The following is a 17,720-nucleotide window of genomic DNA, read 5'->3' on the forward strand; positions in this document are numbered from 1 at the left end:
ATGAAAAAATTATTGACAGTACTATTAACCGCAGTTGTGTCTGTTGGGCTTAACGCTCAGGAGGTAAAGATCTCAGGAGCAAAATTATGGAAAACCTTAACCGAGGTGACATATGAAATCTCTAAAGATGAATATGGTGATGTGTACCTCCCTGTATTCAGTAAAGAAATTCAGGCAGTAGAAGGCCAAGAAGTGGAGGTTGATGGCTACATTATTCCCTTCGAAGGGATGTTCAAGCCTACTCAATTAATTATTTCATCGCTACCCATTAGTGAATGCTTTTTTTGTGGCTCTGGCGGGCCAGAAACGGTAATGGAAGTGACCATGAAAGAACAGATCAAATACACCACTAAACGGATAAGAATTAGGGGCAAACTGGCATTGAACAAGAAGGATCCAGACAAACTGATGTACATTTTAACCGATGGGGTTTTTGCTGGCCTAGCTTACGATAGTTACTAGTTTATTCTTCATGAAATTCTTTGGGGCTTCGCTTCTCAGAAGTTAGCTTTGCGCCATATCAATGACTGTTATGAAAAGAGCTCTTTCGTTACTCGTAATTATATTATTTGTTTTTGCTTGCGCGAAAAAAGAAGACAAATTCGAAACCCTAAAGACCGAAGTTTTTGCTATTCATGATGAGGTGATGCCAAAACTGGGCGAACTGATGTCGTTGAAAAAGAAGGTGCTTGACAAAGCAAATGCCAGTGAAAATCCAGATGAGCTTAGAGATATCGCTTTGAGCTTAGAGAAAGCGCAAGAAGGCATGATGAAGTGGATGAACGACTGGGGTGCCAACTCTACCCCTCACGTAAACAATGAATCTACAGAAGAGGAGAAAATGGCCTTTATCAATGCTGAGATGGAAAGAGTAAAAAAGGTCAAAGAAGAAATCAATAGTAGTATTGCAGCAGCCAAAGAAGCCCTTAAAAACTAAGTTTCACTGTCCTTCTGAAAGACTACTGATCACCTCTTCAGTAGTAAAGCTTCCAACCTCATTCCCCCAAGTATTCCCTATATAGGTTAGAATTTCGGCTACTTCAATGTCGGTTAATTTAGGATTGGCTGGCATCGGCTGATTAAACTCGATCCCATTTACTATAACAGGGCCATGCAATCCATACTTTATTATGCGAGGCAAATCTGCTCTATGATTTTTTAGGTAATCAGATTTAGCCAAAGGCGGAATTAGTCTACCAAGCCCTTCACCGTTTTCCATGTGGCAGTTTTGGCATATCGTTTTGTAGAGCCTTCGTCCATTGGAGTAGTATTGCGTCTCCTTCTGATCAAAACCGCTCAGTGTACTACTTGGTATTTCGTTATCCGCTACTTTATTACCTGAGCAGCTCGTAGCCAAACCTATAATGAAAGTGAATATGAATAGCTGTTTTTTCATTGGTCTTCGTATTCCTTTAACAACCTGTCGATGTCATTCATAAGAACATCCACCGCTGAGGCCACAGTGCCATCATAAAAACCTCTGACTCGTCTTTCTTTGTCAATCAAAATAAATGCGCCACTGTGGATGAACCCACCGTCTGCCGAAGCATCTTCGCCTACTTGAACCATATACCCAGCCGCAGTGCCCAGTTCATAGATTTCGGATTTGTTACCAGTTACAAAGTGCCAGACTTTATTGTCCATAATGCCAATGCGTTCTGAATAGTCTTTTAAATAAGCAACGGTATCATGGTCTGGGTCGATCGTGTGTGAAATAATGCCGAACTCAGGGTTCGACTCAAATCGATCATAAACACGAAGCATTTGCTGTTTCATTATAGGACAAATCGTTGGGCATGTACCGAAGAAGAAGTCGGCCACATATATTTTATTATCGAAGGTTTTAGGTGTTACCTCAACGCTATCTTGATCAACAAAACTGTAATCAGGAATGGTGTGGTAAACCGTGTCGATTGTACCGTTGGTTTCTACATAATCGGTTCTTCCCAAAATAGGGAGCCTAGCTTTTTGTTGAGAGTTACATGCCGAAAACCCGAACGCGAATACTAAAGTGATAATTGCTAATTGCTTTTTCATAGCTACTACTTTCCTTCTTTTTGATTCCTTATCCTTTTGTAAATTCTTATGCCCAACATTAAAAGTACCGCGACCAGTATAAAACCAATCGTTCCTTTAATCCAGTTGAGTTCGTTCTTTAATACGATTAAAAAGACAACTGAGATTAAGATTATCGTTGCGATCTCATTGAAAATTCGCAGTTGGGTAGAAGTGTATTTTATAATGTCGTTTTGAAGCTGTTTGTAGAGCTTATGACAGGCGAAATGATAGATGTATAAAATTAGTACAAAGCTGAGTTTGATCTGCATAAATGGCAGCGAGAGCATGGCAGGATTACTGATGATCATCCAAGTTCCAAAAAATAGGGTGAGGACTGCCGAAGGCCAAGTAATAATGTACCACAATCGGTTGGACATTAACTTCAATTGAGTACCAAGGATGGATCTGTCTGGCTCTGGTTTCTCAGAAGCTTCAACATGATATATAAAGAGCCTTACAATATAAAACAGCCCTGCAAACCAGGTGACTATAAAAATAATGTGTAACGCTTTAATATAAGGATCAGCCATTTCACTTGTTTGTGCAAAGGTAAACCGAAAACGTTTTCGACCTAAATATTCTGCTAAGAAAGCAGGTGAAATGGTTGATGCTCGCTAATTATTTTAGAACGAATGTTTAACTTGTTTGAAATGTAGAAATTATGAAAACGATTTTGACCCTAGGAATAACCTTGATGATTTTGGTTGTTGCCCAAACTACACCCCTAAAGGCGCAGTCAGATGAAGATATGATCAAAGAAACGATTATGGCCATGTTTAATGGAATGAGAAAAGGAGATAGCACAATGGTGCGTTCCGCTTTTGCAGACAATGCCATTATGCAAGGCATTGACAAAGACAGAGCTGGAAAAACCGTTGTCAGGGATGGTGGAGGCTTGAAGAATTTTTTGAATGCGGTTGGAACCCCACACGATCAAATTTGGGACGAGCAGATTGAATTTGGTAGCATTCTAATCGATGGCGCAATGGCATCCGTTTGGACACCCTATGAATTTCATCTTGGCGGAAAATTTTCACACTGTGGAGTGAACTCTTTTCAACTTTTTAAAGGAGAAGAGGGCTGGAAAATCATTTACCTGGTGGACACCAGAAGAAAAGATGCATGCAAATAGAATACTATCGAGTTCGTTTGTAGTGGTTGTCAATTATATCTCGAACAGATACTCTTTGACGACTGATTACCTCTGTAGATAGAATACTGTTATATTTTTGAGAATTGGTCTTAGATTTCTCTGTGCCAGACTCATTTTGCTTGCGGTTCGGGCTAAATTGTTCCATTAGTTTTTCGTTTAACTACTGCTTAAAATTTAACAAACTGGTTGAGTCTCAATCGAAAGTACACATTTGGGAGTGATAATCAAACTTTATTGACAAGAGTCCTTTACGATCTTCGATCAGTTTACACGGCTTTCGACATTACGGAATTGATACGATTAGCATTCGTCAATACCCTACCAAATGATTGACCCCGTTGATGAATGGTTTATTGGGCGTAAACACCTTTGAGGCCTAACTCCTGAATTTCTTGCAGCTCGAACTCGTTAAAAGGAGTAACTATGAATTTTTTGTCGAACAACTCCCCCACAATGTAATAGCTGATCCAAAACTCATTTTGAAATGAAAATACTTCAGGGCTTATCATTTCAATGGGAGATGTGCATTGGGCTTCAATGGTTCCTAAAGTATGCCTTAGTGTTGATGTCTCCCTTCCTCGGCCATTTGGTTTTTCTTGGCCTTTCGAAACTATAAGTACACCGGTTAATTCAATCAAGTTTTTATTAATAACATAGGCATACCATTCGCTTTCGCCTAAACTATTTGAGCTTTTGGCAATCGCTATTTTAACACCGGTTACTTCAGGGAATTGGATGTCTTTTTTCATTACAAGATCTTGAAGGGCTTTCTTTCTGATAATGCAAAATTAATAATCAGGAACTAAAAGCCTTAGCTTATTTGAATTTCGAGAAGGAATCGATAATCACTTGTTCGGCTTGCTTTTGCTGGGGGGTGAAGTCGATGTTGAATTCGCTAGAATTTCGAGAATTAGTATAGTTTGGATACCATTTCCAAATGTGTACACCCGCAAACCAGGGCTCATCCATTACTTCATCAAAAAGGGCTTGATACGCATTGGCCTGAGTTTCTTCTGAAAATATTTTTTCTCGCTCTTCAGCATTAATTCTCTGCGGCCACTCCCAAGGATCGATGCCCGCATCTTTAGTGCTTTTATAACCTACCTCCGTAAAGAGGATGGGTTTATTGAATTGAATTGAAAATTCCTTTAAATCCTCAAGTGGTTTTGCCCAGCCTTTTCTAAGGTCTTCCACTGTGGGGTTTTCCTTGTCCGTTAACGGAAAGTAGCCTTGAACCCCTATGTAATCCAGCGCATCCCAGAATTTAACATCTTGATATTCGTCCGAAAAGTTAGCCGCATAAGTAAGTGGGCCAGAATAGATTGTTCTTATTTTGGCAATTAGCTTTCTCCAGTCTTCTTCTCTCTCAATACAGGTTTGATGTAGTTCAGTACCGATGCAAAGCATTTCCATTTCAGCATCTTCTGCCACTTGGGCATAGTGGAGCATAAAATCTTCATAATCTGAAAACCATTTTTGCCAATCTTCTTCGGTTTTCATTTTGATTTCACCACGCCACTTCCCTTCTTGGTCACGAAGCCAAATGTGTGGTTTCAGAATGGTTTTAATGCCGTTTTCTTTGGCGTATTGGGTAGTTATTTTGAGCCCTTCATCTCTTTCTCCCCACCAGCCATTTTGCTCTCCTCGACTGTGGTTTCCAGTCACTTCAGGGTTGTCATATCCAGTTTGCCAGCCAAAAGGAGTTTGGGAAATCCAGTTGATGTTTTTTGCAACCAATGCTTTTATTTCTGCTTCGGCAACCTCTCTGGAACTACCAACCCAGCAAACGCCACGGTGTTTTTCGTGGTTAGCTATGTTGATTAATGATTTGGGGGCGAAATAAGAATCTGAGGAAATAAAATAGAAAGCCGCTATCAAAAGGACAGGGATAATGGTAATGCCAAGTTTTTTGTAATGCTTTCTCAAAGAATATCCATTTGGAATACTTCAGCAATATGGTGAATTAATTTTTGCTGAATCTCTGCCATGTCTACGTTATGGCCTAGTTCTTTGTTCAAAGAAGTGACTTGTTTGTCATCTATACCACAAGGAACGATATGTCCAAAGTAGCTTAAATCAGTATTAACATTGAGGGCCAAGCCGTGCATGGTTACCCATCGGCTTGTCTTTACCCCCATTGCACATATCTTACGTGGATTTTGGGCACCTTCTTCAAAGTCTACCCAGACACCTGTAAGCCCATCAATACGGCCAGTATTCAGACCATATTCCCGTAGAGTGAGGATTACTGCTTCTTCTAGATATCTCAAATATTTATGAATATCTGTGAAGAAATTTTCGAGATCAATTATCGGGTAAGCAACTAATTGCCCAGGACCGTGATATGTAATATCACCACCTCTGTTAATCCGATAAAATTTCGCAAAATGCTTTTCTAATCCATGCTCATCTAAGAGCAGGTTTTCCATAGACCCACTTTTGCCAAGAGTATAGACATGAGGATGTTCGCACAGAATAAGATAGTTGTCTGTAAGAGTTTGTAATTCAGCCTTTTCAAGCTTTCTATTTTCAATTTTCCGATCCACCGTTTTCTTAAAAACAGTTTCCTGGTAATCCCATACACGTTGATAATCCTCTGCACCCAGATTGATTACCTCAACAGCCTTATTAGTTAGAATATTCATGTCTTACGCGAAACAGCTTTTATACACACACACTTTATTGAGCTGACACTTCAGTAGCTTCTACTTGGTCAACAGACAAAACACGAACGTTTTTCGTGATCAATCGGTTCGCCTTGCGAAGGGCTGAAGTATGATTTCGCGCTGGAAACTCTTTCTTTACCACAGTCTCATCCTTTAGGTTTAAGAAGGTGGCTTCGAAGTTTTTCATATTCTTTTTTCCAGCCATGCCCAAAAGTAGGTTAAGGGAAGTAGGTTTCCAACATTTTAAAGCTCGAATTTGTCTTAATGTGTACTTCTGGAAACTTTTGTGGCACTAAAACTGCATTTCCCACTCTAATTTTTGCTGTTTGACCCAAAGTTGTAATTTCTGCTTCACCTTCAACGCATACATATATTACGAACGAGTCTTTGTTGTAATGCTCGCGGATAATACCAGTTGAAAAATCCAAAAGGTTGGTTTGAAAATATTCAGATTCTACCAAAGGAACCACCTCGTTAAGACTTTTTTGAACTTGAATTTTGTAGTTGGAATATGCATTGTAATCTAATGCGTCAATGGCTTCTTCTCTGTGTAGTTCGCGTTTGTTTCCTTGCTCATCTGCTCTGTCGAAATCATATATTCGATAGGTAATATCTGAAGATTGCTGTATTTCTGCAATTAGCAATCCTTTGCCAATGGTGTGCACTCGGCCAGCTGGTAGGTAAAATGCGTCTCCAGCCTTAACAGGCTCTTCGTTCAGAATATCTAGTAATCGACCGCTATTCAGGTATTCTAGGTACTCCTCTTTTGAAGTGTCTTTACTGAAGCCACTGATGAGTTTAGCGCCTTTATCGGCTTGCATTACATACCACATTTCGGTTTTGCCCAATGAGTTATGTCTTTCCTTGGCAAGTTTGTCATTTGGGTGAACTTGGATGCTTAAATCCTTAGCTGCATCAATAAACTTGATGAGTAATGGGAAATTGTTACCATACTTCTCGTAGACTTTTTTGCCAACGAATTCTTCTTTAAACAAGGCAGTTATTTCTGGAATAGTCATGCCTTGAAGTGGGCCTTCGCTTACTTTAGAAAGGTTTCCTTCAACCCCTGATATTTCCCAAGTTTCACCACAATTTTTAAGGGGTGAAAAATCTTTGCCTAGTACATCTCTTATTTTTGTTCCTCCCCAGATTTTCTCTTTAAAAATGGTATCGAACTTTAATGGGTAGAGGTATTTTTTATCAGCCATTATCTCGAATCATTATTTTGTACGTATTGATTAAACCATTGGTGGAGCTATCATGACTTTGTACGGGACTTTCATCTTGTAGTTCAGGAAGAATCTTTGTTGCTAAAACCTTACCCAACTCCACACCCCATTGGTCAAAACTAAAGATATTCCAAATAATTCCTTGCGCGAAGATTTTGTGTTCATAAAGGGCGATAAGAGAGCCCAAGGTTTTTGGGTCGAGTTTCTTGACTAGAATTGAATTGGTTGGGATATTTCCTTCAAACACTTTAAATGGTGCTGTTTCTTCAATCTCGGACTCAGATTTTCCAGCTTGGGCCAATTCATCCCTAACTTCATCCCACCCTTTGCCATTCATAAGGGCTTCGGTTTGTGCAAAGAAATTAGAAAGCAAAATAGAATGGTGATTACCTATTGGGTTTTGACTGATGGCCGGAGCAAGGAAATCACAAGGAATTAACTTTGTTCCTTGGTGAATAAGCTGATAGAAGGCGTGCTGTCCATTTGTGCCTGGTTCTCCCCATACAATCGGCCCCGTTTGATAATTGATTTTCTGCCCCGATCGATCAACTGACTTTCCATTACTCTCCATATTCCCCTGCTGAAAATAGGCTGCAAAACGGTGCATATATTGGTCATAAGGAAGTATTGCCTCTGTTTCGGTTCCGAAGAAGTTTGTATACCAAATGCCCAGCAAAGCGAGGATCACAGGAGTGTTTTTTTCGAATGGTGTCTTTCTGAAGTGTTCATCCATTTCGAATGCCCCAATCAATAATTGCTCAAAATTATCGTAGCCAATAGTACAAGCAATTGAAAGTCCAATAGACGACCAAAGCGAGTAGCGGCCACCCACCCAATCCCAAAAAACAAACATGTTATCAGGATCGATTCCAAAATCCACCACCGACTCTTGATTGGTAGAAATGGCAACAAAATGCTTAGCAATGTCTGTTTGATTTCCGCCTTGACTTAAAAACCATGTTTTGGCCGTGTTGGCATTGGTCATGGTTTCTTGAGTAGTGAAAGTCTTTGAGGCAATCATGAACAGGGTTTCCTCTGCTTTAACCTTCTTTAAAACTTCAGAAATGTGGGTTCCATCCACGTTCGACACAAAATGCGCTTCAATCCCAAAGGTGTTATAATTCTTTAATGCTTCGGTGACCATTGCGGGGCCTAAATCGGAACCGCCAATACCGATGTTGACAATGTACTTGACTGGTTTTCCTGTATGCCCGAGCCATTGGCCTCCTGTAACTTTGTCCGCGAAAGCCTTCATTTTAGCCAAAGCACTTCCGACTTCAGGCATCACATCTTTACCATCTACCAATACTGGCTGACTTGATTGGTTTCGGAGTGCGGTATGAAGTACAGGTCGTTCTTCTGTCTGATTGATTGTTTCTCCATTAAACATGGAGTCAATCGCATTTTTCAATTGACATTCTTCTGCCAAGCTGAGCAGCAGTTTTAGTGTTTCATCAGTAATTCTATTTTTAGAATAGTCAATTAAGATGTCGCTAAACCGAATGGAGAATTTCTCAAAACGTTTAGGGTCTTCAGAAAATAGTTGCTTCATGTGTACATCGGCCATCACACTAAAATGTTCAGAGAGCGCTGTCCACGATTTAGTCTGGGTAGGGTTAATGGATTGAAGCATCATTGCGTTTTTTAATTGACAACATCTTTATAATGCCTAAATTAAGGAGGACTTGTTTCGATACAATGCAATCGTTTGGAAAAAAAGGAGAAGATTTAGCGGTAAGCCTTTTACAGAAGAAGGGTTACCAAGTGTTACATCGAAATTTCAGGTATAAGAAGTCTGAGATTGATATTATTTGTTCCAAGGCTGGACTGTTGGTTTTTGTTGAAGTGAAATCTAGGTCGAGTAAAGCTTTTGGCTCCCCAGAAACCTTTGTCTCAAAGAACCAGGAGCAGTCGATTTTAAAGGCCTCTGAGGCTTATGTAATGGATGAAGACTGGCATGGAGATATTCGATTCGACATTATCGCCATTTACAAAAAAGGGGAAATTGAAGAAATTGAGCACTTTGAAGATGCCTTTTATTAGAATGTAGGCTCTATTTTATTCTAGGGGATTCGTAAAGCGGATTTGCAAACCTATCCCATTCTTTTCGAATATAAGTTCTAAAACGCTTTTGATAAGGGTCTGGAGCAAACTGGATTTCACGCTTGGCAATTACCCGGGTAGTATTATAGTATTCTGTCCAAATACCTATTTTCTTATCGAACTCATAATAACCACGCACAGCGACACGCCCATTTTCATAGAAGTAATAATAGGTGCCTTCTTTCTTTCCGTATTGAATAGGGATCACTTCTTTCACTTTCGTCTTCTCAGGATCGTAATAGGTAATTTCAGAATCTCGATACCAGCCTTTTGAATAATGCTCTTTGCTGTTAAGCATTTGGTCTCTTGTCAGGTTCAGCCATCTTTCATGCTTTACCCCGTGAAAGTACATGCCTTCTTCCACCACCTTGTCATTGATGAGTCTTTTGTAAGGGCCATGCAGCACGTTTTCTATCAAGCCGTTTCTCGTTTTTGCATTTGCGATTTGTCTTTTGTCGTGATCATAAACATACACAAAGGGTGCGTAAGCATTAACTTCAACAGCTTCTTTTAGGGTATAAAAATCTTCGATTTGAGTACGTCCTTGCACATCCGTTACTGTCCACCTTCTTTTGGTCTTTTCGCCATAGAAGGTGTTTTTTTTCACTTTCAAGTCTACATCAGCCAGCGTGTCTTCTGGGGTCAAGTCAATAGAAATATTGGGTTTGTCTATTTCTTCGGTTTTCGCCTTTTCATTCTTCTTCTCCTTTTTGCTTTGTGCAACGAGAAGTATCGGAGAGGCAATTAAGAATATGAAAAGAATGAATTTTTGCATTGCTCAAAAATAACGAAAAAAATATGGGAGTATTTCTTTAGGGGCTTAAAACAAAAAAGCCAATTACTATGAAAGTAACTGGCTTTTTAAGCTCCTCCTCTTGGACTCGAACCAAGGACCCTCTGATTAACAGTCAGATGCTCTAACCAGCTGAGCTAAGGAGGAATTTTCTGGTTTGTTTCACTCTTCTTGCGAAACGGAGTGCAATATTAGTGCTTGGTTAAATATATTCCAATACCTTCTTGACTTTTTTTTTAAGATTATAAAAAGAAGTACACAACAATATAAATGATAGCAAAAACTGTGAGGAAGACAATGCCGCTCTTGGCCAGTAAAAGCAGTTTTTTACCAGGTTTATAGTCTTCTGGAATCTGCTTAGACGTAATTACTCTGTAATTAATTATTGCAATAATAGGGGCAATAACAAAAGATAGCGTAGTGGCAAGGTCAACCAAGTCTTTTAAATTGGATGAAAGCAGCAGAATAAATAAAAATGAAACGGCTGAAACGATAATCATCATCCATTTATAAGTGCTTTTAGCATCTGCTTTTTTGAAGAACAACAATCGGGTTGTTTCTCCCATGGCCCTCCCAAATCCGTCCACAACAGTGATGGTAGTACTGAACATCACACTGAAGGCTGCAATAGCAATGATGAAATAAGCCCAGTCGCCTAGTGCCGAAGTGTAAAGTGTCACAACTTGATCGGAGAAAACGGTTGAGTTATCTGATAACTCAACGCCAGTTCCATACATTACTTTTGCCCCTAACGTCAGGAAGCAAATGGCTAAGACTGCCGTAATGATGTAGCCAAAGTTGAAATCGGCAAGGATCTCTTTTAGCTTAGGAACATACCCAGTTTGCTTCATCCTTTCAATCGTCCAAAGGCTGTTCCAAGTAGAAAGGTCAACTGCAGTCGGCATCCATCCCATTAGGGCAATTATGAAAATAATGCTGTCGCGCTCAAAGATATCCTTCGGAACAAAATTGTCAACAGGAGTCACTTGTGCTTTGGAGACTGCTCCGAAAAAAGCAACCAAGGTTGATATCAATAATACAGAACCTATTACTTTAAGTAGTGTATCGAGTATGCTGTATTTCCCCAATGCTAGGATCAGGGTACAGATGACCAAGATAATTCCTGAAACATAGGCAGGATTTAAGGTAATCCCGGTCAAGTTATTGAACATACCTGCGGTAACAAAAGTAACGGCTGCGGTAACGGTGAACATAGAGGCCAAGCTCAAAATAAAATACACCCACAACACCCATTTACCCTCGGCCAGATAACCCTCTAATAAGTTCTTTTTTGTCGCTGCGGCAAAACGCGAACCGAATTCGAAGAATGGATATTTGAAAAGATTGGCCAATAGAATAAAGGCAACCAATTGGAATCCAAAATCGGCCCCTGCTCTTGTTGATTGAACCAAATGTGAAACGCCTATACAGGTGCTGGCAAAAAGTATCCCTGGGCCAAAAGCCTTCAGCTTGTTACTAAGTTCTGATTTCATAAACTCGCAAAAGTTAAAAATAGAGATTCTTTTCGTATCAACATAACCGCTCAAAAAACTACCATTTTAAGACATTATGTCTCGATAATAAAATCAATAGCAGCTAATTCGGACATAGTGGCGTATTTTTGGGGCAAAAATCGATTGGTACAGTTTTGAATTATAGGAGTGAAAATGAAACATAAACTTAAAAATATAAACGATATGAACTTAGTTAAGAGAAATCCAGAATGGTTTGGTCCAGCATCGGTAGATCTTCTTTTTGATCGATTCTTTAATGATTCCTTGCAGAAAAGCCCGAATGCTTTTTCCCCAAAAGTAGACATTGCTGAAACAGCTTCAGCATTTGAGATTCAAGTAGCAGTACCAGGTTTTAGTAAAGGGGATTTCAATATTGATTTGAAAGACGGAAAGTTGAGTATTGCTGGTGAACGCAAGCTAGAGAAGGAAAGCAAAGAGAAGAACTTCATTTCTATTCAAACTGAATATGGAAAGTTCTTTAAGAGCTTCCAGCTTCCAGATAACATTGACGAAAAGGGAATTGAAGCTGCTTACGAGAACGGTATTCTAGCATTGAGAATCCCTAAGGATGAAACAAAGAAAGTAGAGTCTAAAATAGCAGTGAAGTAGTTTGAGTTTGGTTGTGTAGACGGAAGAGCCTCAATTTATTGGGGCTCTTTTTTTGTTAAATGGGGTTAATTCTTACTTTAAATTGAATAAATTAGAACACCTGTACAAAAAAGCGCGTTAGTGATTTTGGAAAGGTAAATCTTAAAGTCATGGTTTTATGAGTAAGAGACAGTTTATTCTGGGCATGTTGGCCTCCTCACTGCTAGGTGGCTTAGTTGTTTTGGTTGGAATTAGTTTTTTGGGCGGTGGAGATAGCGTTAATGGCTCCTTTTCATTGAACCGTTCTAATTCAGTGGCGACTAGTTTTGGCACTATAAGTGATGAGCCTCACGACTATTCAGTGCCAGCAGGGGTGAATTTTATCGATGCGTCAAGAAAAATTGTTCCGGCCGTAGTTCATATTACTAATCGAGAAGAAATTAAAGGGACGTCCAGTCGCTGGAGAAGATTACTTAGAAGTGGGGTGAAATTTAGAGAGTCAACCGGTTCTGGGGTGCTGATTTCAGAAGATGGATACATAACCACTAATTATCATGTAGTAGAAGGAGCTGATGAGCTTGAGGTGAGGTTGGATGATAATAGAAGACTTAAGGCAGAATTAATAGGGGCAGATCCTGATACAGATTTGGCGCTAATTAAGATAAAGGCAGGGGATTTACCTTACATAGATTTTGGCAATTCTGATCAAGTGGAGATTGGCGAATGGGTGCTGGCAGTAGGCAATCCTTTCGACCTAAATAATACAGTGACTGCTGGCATAATCAGTGCCAAGGCAAGAAATATCAACCTAATTTCAGGAGTAGAGAATCAGAATCGTTATGGCATTGAATCGTTTTTACAAACAGATGCTGTCGTGAACCGAGGTAATAGTGGAGGAGCATTGGTGAATTTACAAGGAGAGCTTATTGGTATCAATACGGCAATTGCTACAAATACAGGTACATTTAGTGGTTATTCTTTTGCTGTTCCATCCATTCTGGTGAAAAAGGTAATGGACGATTTACTCGAATTCGGAGAGGTGAAAAGAGGCCTCTTAGGAGTTACTATTCGCGATGCGGATGGTGTGGGTACCGTAGAACTTTCAGGTGTTCGTATTATGGGGACTTCTCCTGGTGGAGCAGCCGATCAGGCTGGTTTAAAGGCCGAGGATGTGATTACTGGGGTAGACGGAAAGGTCGTGAAAACCACAAGTCAGTTGCAAGAGCTAATTGCCAGAAAACGACCAGGAGATGCGGTGTCAATTAGCTTTAAAAGAAAAGGTGATGACAAGGAGACATCTCTAAAACTTCAGAATAGGGAATCTTTAGCCGCCATAGAGCTTGCCGAACCAGAGTTAGTTCTGGAAAGAGAAGGAGATTTTTCAGAAAACACATTAACATATGAAATAGCAGGAGCCGAATTTAAGGACTTGAGCAATGGCTTGAAAAAGAGCTTAAAAATTGAGGCGGGTGTTCAATTATCAAAACTGGAGGAAGGGGCTTGGAAAGCAAGTGGAGTGAAAGAAGGCTTTATCGTAACCAAAGTGGGCGATGATGATATCACTAGCTTAGAGCAGTTTCAGAAAATTATTGACACCAAAACAAAGGATTTCTTTGTGATGGGTAAATACCCTAACGGAGAGAAAGAATATTACAGAATTACTTGGTAAGCGTTAATGCCAAGTATTCAAAAGCCAGGCCTATTCGGGTTTGGCTTTTTTGTTTTATTCTGAATTAGTTGAAGCCTTTTTTGCAGTCCTTTGAAAATTCCCGTAACTATGAATTCTATTAATTGACAGATAAAATATTATGAATATTCAAACTGAATTTGGTATTACTGAGGCCTTAAAAAACCTAGGTGTAGCAGCTAAAAACAACGGAACCTCTACAGGTTTGCAGTCGCATGGCGGAGATAATTTTTTAGAATCCTATTCCCCTGTAGATGGCGCCCTAATAGGTAAGGTGAGTGTGACAACACAAGCTCAGTATGATAAGGTGATTGAAACAGCTCAGGCTGCCTTTAAGGATTGGAGAGATGCTCCGGCACCTTTAAGAGGAGAAATTGTTCGTCAGTTCGGTCAAAAATTAAGAGAGCACAAAGCCGATTTGGGTAAGCTAGTTTCCTATGAAATGGGGAAATCTTATCAAGAAGGTTTAGGCGAAGTACAAGAAATGATCGACATCTGTGATTTTGCAGTGGGTCTTTCTCGTCAGCTTCACGGCCTTACCATTAAGTCAGAACGACCATTACATCACATGCAAGAGCAATATCACCCACTTGGTATTGTTGGAATCATTTCGGCATTCAATTTCCCGGTAGCAGTTTGGGCTTGGAACACCGCCTTGGCTTGGGTTTGTGGTGACGTATGTGTTTGGAAGCCTTCAGAAAAAACACCATTAACAGGTGTGGCTTGCCAAAATATAATTGCTGAAGTATTAAAAGAAAACGATTTACCAGAGGGTATCAGCTGCTTAATTAACGGTGACTACAATGTGGGTTCGTGGATGACGAAAGATGAGCGTGTGCCATTAATTTCGGCAACAGGCTCTACTCGTATGGGTAAAATTGTTGGCCAAACTGTGGCAGCTCGTTTGGGGAAGTCTATCCTTGAGTTGGGAGGTAACAATGCGATTATCGTAACGCCAGATGCCGATATTAAAATGACAGTGATCGGTGCTGTATTTGGTGCTGTAGGAACTGCTGGTCAAAGATGTACTTCAACCCGTAGGTTGATTGTTCACGAAGATATTTATGATAAAGTAAGAGATGCCGTTGTTGGTGCTTACGGTCAGCTGAGAATTGGAAATCCATTGGATGAAAAGAATCACGTTGGGCCTGTTATCGACAAGGATTCAGTAAATAATTATAATAAAGCCATTGAAGCAGCAAAAGCTGAAGGCGGTAAGGTGTTGGTTGAAGGAGGGGTGCTTTCTGGTGAAGGCTTCGAAAGCGGCTGTTACGTGAAGCCGTGTATTATTGAAGCAGAAAACAGCTTCAAGATCGTTCAGTCAGAAACTTTTGCACCTATACTCTACATATTAAAGTATAAAGGTGATGTACATGATGGAATCGCAGTTCAAAACGGAGTAGCGCAAGGATTGTCATCAGCTATTATGACAAACAGCATGCGCGATGCGCATCAATTCCTTTCTGCGGTAGGTTCCGATTGCGGAATTGCCAACGTAAATATTGGTACTTCTGGTGCCGAGATTGGTGGTGCATTTGGTGGAGAAAAAGAAACTGGTGGAGGACGAGAGTCTGGCTCAGATGCTTGGAAAGCCTACATGCGTAGACAAACAAATACATTGAATTACTCTACCGAGCTGCCATTAGCCCAAGGCATTAAGTTCGATTTATAAGGACTTAGTGAAGTTTAAATTTATTAATACTCGAGAAGAGCAGCCTATGGCTGCTCTTTCTTTGTTTAGTAGAGAATACTGAACTCTTCTCTCAAACATTAATTCATAAACTATCTTTTTTGAGACCTTTCTGTAAATTATTCTTACTTTGAAAGAAAGAATTTAAGCATGAAACCATTCCTGTACACCTTCAGTATTTGCCTATTCCTGACATTTCAAACCAACTCTGTCTTTGCTCAAAAAATGGTAGAGAAGTATGAGAATGGCGAGAAGAAGTATCAGGGTAGAATGGCAGATGGAATCAAAATAGGCAAGCATTCATTTTGGTATGAAGACGGTTCGAAAAAGCGCGAGGAGAAATATAACGATCGTGGAATCTTAATTCAGTTAAAGGAATGGAACGAAATCGGGGAAGTTGTAACGGATGAAAACCCAGAAGAAAAATTTGAAAAAATACGAGAAGATCAGTTCAACAGTATGACTTGGGTTATGGTTAAAAACAACTTGGAGCTCTCAAAAGTGAAAGGAGAAATCTACACAGAACCCATTTTGGAACCCAGCGATATGGTTTTACATTATGCCACCTACTTATTGAATGGAAAAGAAATTGACAGCTCATTTAGAACAAAAAAACCCATTGGCATTAACCTAAAAAAGAGTGATTTGATTGATGGTTTTCAGGATGGCCTCAAGTATTTTCAAGAAGGAGACAATGGTTTTATAAAAGTGCCTGCACGAATGGCTTATGGACCAGAAGGCACTAGAGAAGTACCCCCAAATGCCACGCTTATTTTTCAGGTGTACATTTTAAGGCGGTAGGAGGAAAACAGCTGGCTGTTTTTTTATACAATCATTTTAAGAAGTTAAACCCTTGAAAGAAAAATTTAATAACGGGCCCAGCCCACCCGAATGATAATCATTTCCCCTATGCTTTCAATCGTCATTTTAGAATATTAAAATATACCCTGATGTATAAATTAGTCGTACTATTTATCGCTTTTACAGTGTTCGGATGTACTCCAAAAGTGGAGAAATTCACTCTAGAGGAGCTACCCATTACCGTCCCTACCAAAGGAAATACTTGGATTGAGGGATTGAATTCTCAACAAGATCGCAATCTACTCGACAATGGAGTCAAGAATTGGAATCCAAATGGCACATCGGCCAAGACCTATTTTTATATTGCTGAGACTGGGGAAATCAAAATTGGGATGAGGGCAAAGTTAACTAATGCCACAACTTTGAAAGTCAGTTTTGATGGAAAAAATCAAAGCGTAAAACTCTCCAATACTGAACTCGATTTGGTTTCAATTGCTACTTTCAATATTAAAAGACCAGGCTATCATACGCTCGAAATTACAGGAGAGGACAACTCATCACAAATAGATATTTCGGAAATATTAGTTGGTGGAGCAGCAACCCAAGGCAAAGTCTATTTTGCAAAAGAAGACTTTTACTGGGGGCGAAGAGGCCCTTCTGTTCACCTGACATATCAAGTACCTGAAGCAGCAGCAGATGTGCTCTATTTCTATAATGAAATCAATGTGCCCGAAGGCGAAGATGTTTTGGGTAGTTATTTTATGGCCAACGGATTTGCAGAAGGCTATTTCGGGATTCAAGTAAATGGCGCTGATGAAAGAAGAATTCTCTTCTCAGTGTGGAGTCCGTTCAAAACGGATAACCCAAAAGACATTCCTGAAGACCAACAGATTAAAATGTTGAAAAAAGGAGATCGCATTTATACGGGCGAATTTGGCAATGAAGGATCGGGTGGGCAAAGCTACCGCAAATACATGTGGAAAACTGGAACAAGCTATCGTTTCCTTTTGAAGGCGGAGCCTGCTGGAAATAACAGCACTGATTTTACTGCCTATTTCTTTGCTCCCGAAATTGACAAGTGGGAATTGATCGCCTCTTTCAGAAGACCTAAAACCGACACTTATTTAAAAAGACCTCATTCATTCTTAGAGAATTTTCATACAGAGACGGGCAATCAAACGCGCAAAGGGCTCTACTCAAATCAATGGGTGTACGACACCAAAGGTAACTGGTATGAAATGACCACCGCGAAGTTTACAGCTGATGCTACTGCTCGAAAAGAATCCAGAATGGACTATGCTGGTGGCGCTGAAGGCACTTCCTTCTTTATGCAAAACTGTGGCTTCTTCTCCGGCTGGACAACCATTGATAGTATGATTGAACGTGAACCATTAGGCATCGCTCCCAATATTGATTTCAGCCTATTGCCTTAAAAATT

General features: G+C 39.9%; 21 protein-coding genes and 1 tRNA gene. 9 read left to right on the forward strand and 13 right to left on the reverse strand.

Features of this window, described 5'->3' with window-relative positions:
• Complete coding sequence (locus AWN68_RS00365; RefSeq protein ID WP_068409930.1) at positions 1–462, forward strand: hypothetical protein; 462 nt, start codon at positions 1–3, stop codon at positions 460–462.
• Positions 463–532: 70 nt separating this feature from the next.
• Positions 533–937 carry a hypothetical protein gene (locus AWN68_RS00370; RefSeq protein ID WP_068409933.1) on the forward strand — a complete coding sequence of 135 codons (405 nt, stop codon included), beginning with the start codon at positions 533–535 and terminating at the stop codon, positions 935–937.
• A gap of 3 nt (positions 938–940) precedes the next feature.
• Here the strand turns inward: AWN68_RS00370 and AWN68_RS00375 are convergent, their stop codons facing one another.
• The 3 genes from AWN68_RS00375 to AWN68_RS00385 are packed head-to-tail and all read right to left on the reverse strand — an operon-like array spanning position 941 to position 2,588.
• Positions 941–1,396, reverse strand: coding sequence for a c-type cytochrome (locus AWN68_RS00375; RefSeq protein ID WP_068409934.1), 456 nt, complete (start codon positions 1,394–1,396; stop codon positions 941–943).
• Entirely contained in the window at positions 1,393–2,037 is a 645-nt protein-coding gene (locus tag AWN68_RS00380; RefSeq protein WP_068409935.1) for an SCO family protein, read from the reverse strand. The genes AWN68_RS00375 and AWN68_RS00380 overlap by 4 nt, the downstream gene beginning before the upstream one ends.
• A 5-nt stretch (positions 2,038–2,042) precedes the next feature.
• A complete protein-coding gene (locus AWN68_RS00385; protein WP_068409936.1) occupies positions 2,043–2,588 on the reverse strand; it encodes a CopD family protein in 546 nt (181 codons plus the stop codon).
• Between the two features lie 131 nt (positions 2,589–2,719).
• On the opposite strand from AWN68_RS00385, the gene AWN68_RS00390 reads away from it, so the two are divergent.
• Complete coding sequence (locus AWN68_RS00390) at positions 2,720–3,190, forward strand: nuclear transport factor 2 family protein (RefSeq protein WP_068409937.1); 471 nt, start codon at positions 2,720–2,722, stop codon at positions 3,188–3,190.
• A gap of 4 nt (positions 3,191–3,194) precedes the next feature.
• On the opposite strand, the gene AWN68_RS18920 is transcribed toward AWN68_RS00390, so the two are convergent.
• The 7 genes from AWN68_RS18920 to pgi form a co-directional block, all read right to left on the reverse strand.
• Positions 3,195–3,356: a hypothetical protein gene (locus tag AWN68_RS18920; RefSeq protein WP_157716012.1), complete on the reverse strand. Its 162-nt coding sequence runs from the start codon at positions 3,354–3,356 to the stop codon at positions 3,195–3,197.
• 205 nt (positions 3,357–3,561) lie between these two features.
• Positions 3,562–3,960, reverse strand: a complete 399-nt coding sequence (locus AWN68_RS00395; protein WP_068409942.1) for a hypothetical protein — start codon at positions 3,958–3,960, stop codon at positions 3,562–3,564.
• Positions 3,961–4,027: 67 nt separating this feature from the next.
• Positions 4,028–5,137 (reverse strand): glycoside hydrolase family 113, encoded by a 1,110-nt coding sequence (locus AWN68_RS00400; RefSeq protein ID WP_068409944.1) that lies wholly within the window; start codon positions 5,135–5,137, stop codon positions 4,028–4,030.
• Positions 5,134–5,856, reverse strand: a complete 723-nt coding sequence (gene lipB / locus AWN68_RS00405; protein ID WP_068409946.1) for a lipoyl(octanoyl) transferase LipB — start codon at positions 5,854–5,856, stop codon at positions 5,134–5,136. Before lipB ends, AWN68_RS00400 begins: the two co-directional genes overlap by 4 nt.
• Before the next feature lie 34 nt (positions 5,857–5,890).
• Positions 5,891–6,082, reverse strand: coding sequence for a hypothetical protein (locus AWN68_RS00410; RefSeq protein ID WP_068409948.1), 192 nt, complete (start codon positions 6,080–6,082; stop codon positions 5,891–5,893).
• 13 nt (positions 6,083–6,095) lie between these two features.
• The gene (locus tag AWN68_RS00415; protein ID WP_068409949.1) at positions 6,096–7,085 is read right to left on the reverse strand and encodes a type I phosphomannose isomerase catalytic subunit; all 990 of its coding nucleotides are present in this window, start codon (positions 7,083–7,085) and stop codon (positions 6,096–6,098) included.
• Positions 7,078–8,739 carry a glucose-6-phosphate isomerase gene (pgi, locus tag AWN68_RS00420; RefSeq protein ID WP_068411408.1) on the reverse strand — a complete coding sequence of 554 codons (1,662 nt, stop codon included), beginning with the start codon at positions 8,737–8,739 and terminating at the stop codon, positions 7,078–7,080. Before pgi ends, AWN68_RS00415 begins: the two co-directional genes overlap by 8 nt.
• Positions 8,740–8,771: 32 nt before the next feature.
• Between pgi and AWN68_RS00425 the strand changes: the two genes are divergently transcribed.
• Positions 8,772–9,149, forward strand: coding sequence for a YraN family protein (locus AWN68_RS00425; protein WP_245657909.1), 378 nt, complete (start codon positions 8,772–8,774; stop codon positions 9,147–9,149).
• A 10-nt stretch (positions 9,150–9,159) separates the two neighbouring features.
• On the opposite strand, the gene AWN68_RS00430 is transcribed toward AWN68_RS00425, so the two are convergent.
• From AWN68_RS00430 to AWN68_RS00440, 3 genes are all read right to left on the reverse strand, one after another.
• Positions 9,160–9,984 carry a toxin-antitoxin system YwqK family antitoxin gene (locus tag AWN68_RS00430; protein ID WP_068409954.1) on the reverse strand — a complete coding sequence of 275 codons (825 nt, stop codon included), beginning with the start codon at positions 9,982–9,984 and terminating at the stop codon, positions 9,160–9,162.
• A 91-nt stretch (positions 9,985–10,075) separates the two neighbouring features.
• A tRNA-Asn gene (locus tag AWN68_RS00435) sits at positions 10,076–10,149 on the reverse strand.
• A 95-nt stretch (positions 10,150–10,244) separates the two neighbouring features.
• Positions 10,245–11,495, reverse strand: a complete 1,251-nt coding sequence (locus tag AWN68_RS00440) for an NRAMP family divalent metal transporter (RefSeq protein WP_068409956.1) — start codon at positions 11,493–11,495, stop codon at positions 10,245–10,247.
• 204 nt (positions 11,496–11,699) lie between these two features.
• Between AWN68_RS00440 and AWN68_RS00445 the strand changes: the two genes are divergently transcribed.
• From AWN68_RS00445 to AWN68_RS00465, 5 genes are all read left to right on the forward strand, one after another.
• Complete coding sequence (locus tag AWN68_RS00445) at positions 11,700–12,125, forward strand: Hsp20/alpha crystallin family protein (RefSeq protein ID WP_068411411.1); 426 nt, start codon at positions 11,700–11,702, stop codon at positions 12,123–12,125.
• 157 nt (positions 12,126–12,282) lie between these two features.
• Positions 12,283–13,773, forward strand: a complete 1,491-nt coding sequence (locus tag AWN68_RS00450; protein ID WP_068409959.1) for a trypsin-like peptidase domain-containing protein — start codon at positions 12,283–12,285, stop codon at positions 13,771–13,773.
• Between the two features lie 139 nt (positions 13,774–13,912).
• Entirely contained in the window at positions 13,913–15,463 is a 1,551-nt protein-coding gene (gene amaB, locus AWN68_RS00455; RefSeq protein ID WP_068409960.1) for an L-piperidine-6-carboxylate dehydrogenase, read from the forward strand.
• Between the two features lie 168 nt (positions 15,464–15,631).
• On the forward strand, positions 15,632–16,282 hold the full coding sequence (locus tag AWN68_RS00460) for an FKBP-type peptidyl-prolyl cis-trans isomerase (RefSeq protein WP_068409961.1): 651 nt from the start codon (positions 15,632–15,634) through the stop codon (positions 16,280–16,282).
• Between the two features lie 149 nt (positions 16,283–16,431).
• A complete protein-coding gene (locus AWN68_RS00465) occupies positions 16,432–17,715 on the forward strand; it encodes a DUF3472 domain-containing protein (RefSeq protein ID WP_068409962.1) in 1,284 nt (427 codons plus the stop codon).
• The last annotated feature ends 5 nt before the right edge of the window (positions 17,716–17,720 follow it).

Source organism: Roseivirga echinicomitans (genome assembly GCF_001592935.1).
In the GTDB taxonomy this organism is placed as follows: Bacteria; Bacteroidota; Bacteroidia; order Cytophagales; family Cyclobacteriaceae; genus Roseivirga; species Roseivirga echinicomitans.

Bases quoted from the DNA above. Each gene is read 5' to 3' on its own strand.
- AWN68_RS00365 (WP_068409930.1), top strand. From the start codon at position 1: ATGAAAAAATTATTGACAGTACTATTAACCGCAGTTGTGTCTGTTGGG.
- AWN68_RS00370 (WP_068409933.1), top strand. From the start codon at position 533: ATGAAAAGAGCTCTTTCGTTACTCGTAATTATATTATTTGTTTTTGCT.
- AWN68_RS00375 (WP_068409934.1), bottom strand. From the start codon at position 1,396: ATGAAAAAACAGCTATTCATATTCACTTTCATTATAGGTTTGGCTACG.
- AWN68_RS00380 (WP_068409935.1), bottom strand. From the start codon at position 2,037: ATGAAAAAGCAATTAGCAATTATCACTTTAGTATTCGCGTTCGGGTTT.
- AWN68_RS00385 (WP_068409936.1), bottom strand. From the start codon at position 2,588: ATGGCTGATCCTTATATTAAAGCGTTACACATTATTTTTATAGTCACC.
- AWN68_RS00390 (WP_068409937.1), top strand. From the start codon at position 2,720: ATGAAAACGATTTTGACCCTAGGAATAACCTTGATGATTTTGGTTGTT.
- AWN68_RS18920 (WP_157716012.1), bottom strand. From the start codon at position 3,356: ATGGAACAATTTAGCCCGAACCGCAAGCAAAATGAGTCTGGCACAGAG.
- AWN68_RS00395 (WP_068409942.1), bottom strand. From the start codon at position 3,960: ATGAAAAAAGACATCCAATTCCCTGAAGTAACCGGTGTTAAAATAGCG.
- lipB (WP_068409946.1), bottom strand. From the start codon at position 5,856: ATGAATATTCTAACTAATAAGGCTGTTGAGGTAATCAATCTGGGTGCA.
- AWN68_RS00410 (WP_068409948.1), bottom strand. From the start codon at position 6,082: ATGGCTGGAAAAAAGAATATGAAAAACTTCGAAGCCACCTTCTTAAAC.
- AWN68_RS00415 (WP_068409949.1), bottom strand. From the start codon at position 7,085: ATGGCTGATAAAAAATACCTCTACCCATTAAAGTTCGATACCATTTTT.
- pgi (WP_068411408.1), bottom strand. From the start codon at position 8,739: ATGCTTCAATCCATTAACCCTACCCAGACTAAATCGTGGACAGCGCTC.
- AWN68_RS00425 (WP_245657909.1), top strand. From the start codon at position 8,772: ATGCCTAAATTAAGGAGGACTTGTTTCGATACAATGCAATCGTTTGGA.
- AWN68_RS00430 (WP_068409954.1), bottom strand. From the start codon at position 9,984: ATGCAAAAATTCATTCTTTTCATATTCTTAATTGCCTCTCCGATACTT.
- AWN68_RS00440 (WP_068409956.1), bottom strand. From the start codon at position 11,495: ATGAAATCAGAACTTAGTAACAAGCTGAAGGCTTTTGGCCCAGGGATA.
- AWN68_RS00445 (WP_068411411.1), top strand. From the start codon at position 11,700: ATGAACTTAGTTAAGAGAAATCCAGAATGGTTTGGTCCAGCATCGGTA.
- AWN68_RS00450 (WP_068409959.1), top strand. From the start codon at position 12,283: ATGAGTAAGAGACAGTTTATTCTGGGCATGTTGGCCTCCTCACTGCTA.
- amaB (WP_068409960.1), top strand. From the start codon at position 13,913: ATGAATATTCAAACTGAATTTGGTATTACTGAGGCCTTAAAAAACCTA.
- AWN68_RS00460 (WP_068409961.1), top strand. From the start codon at position 15,632: ATGAAACCATTCCTGTACACCTTCAGTATTTGCCTATTCCTGACATTT.
- AWN68_RS00465 (WP_068409962.1), top strand. From the start codon at position 16,432: ATGTATAAATTAGTCGTACTATTTATCGCTTTTACAGTGTTCGGATGT.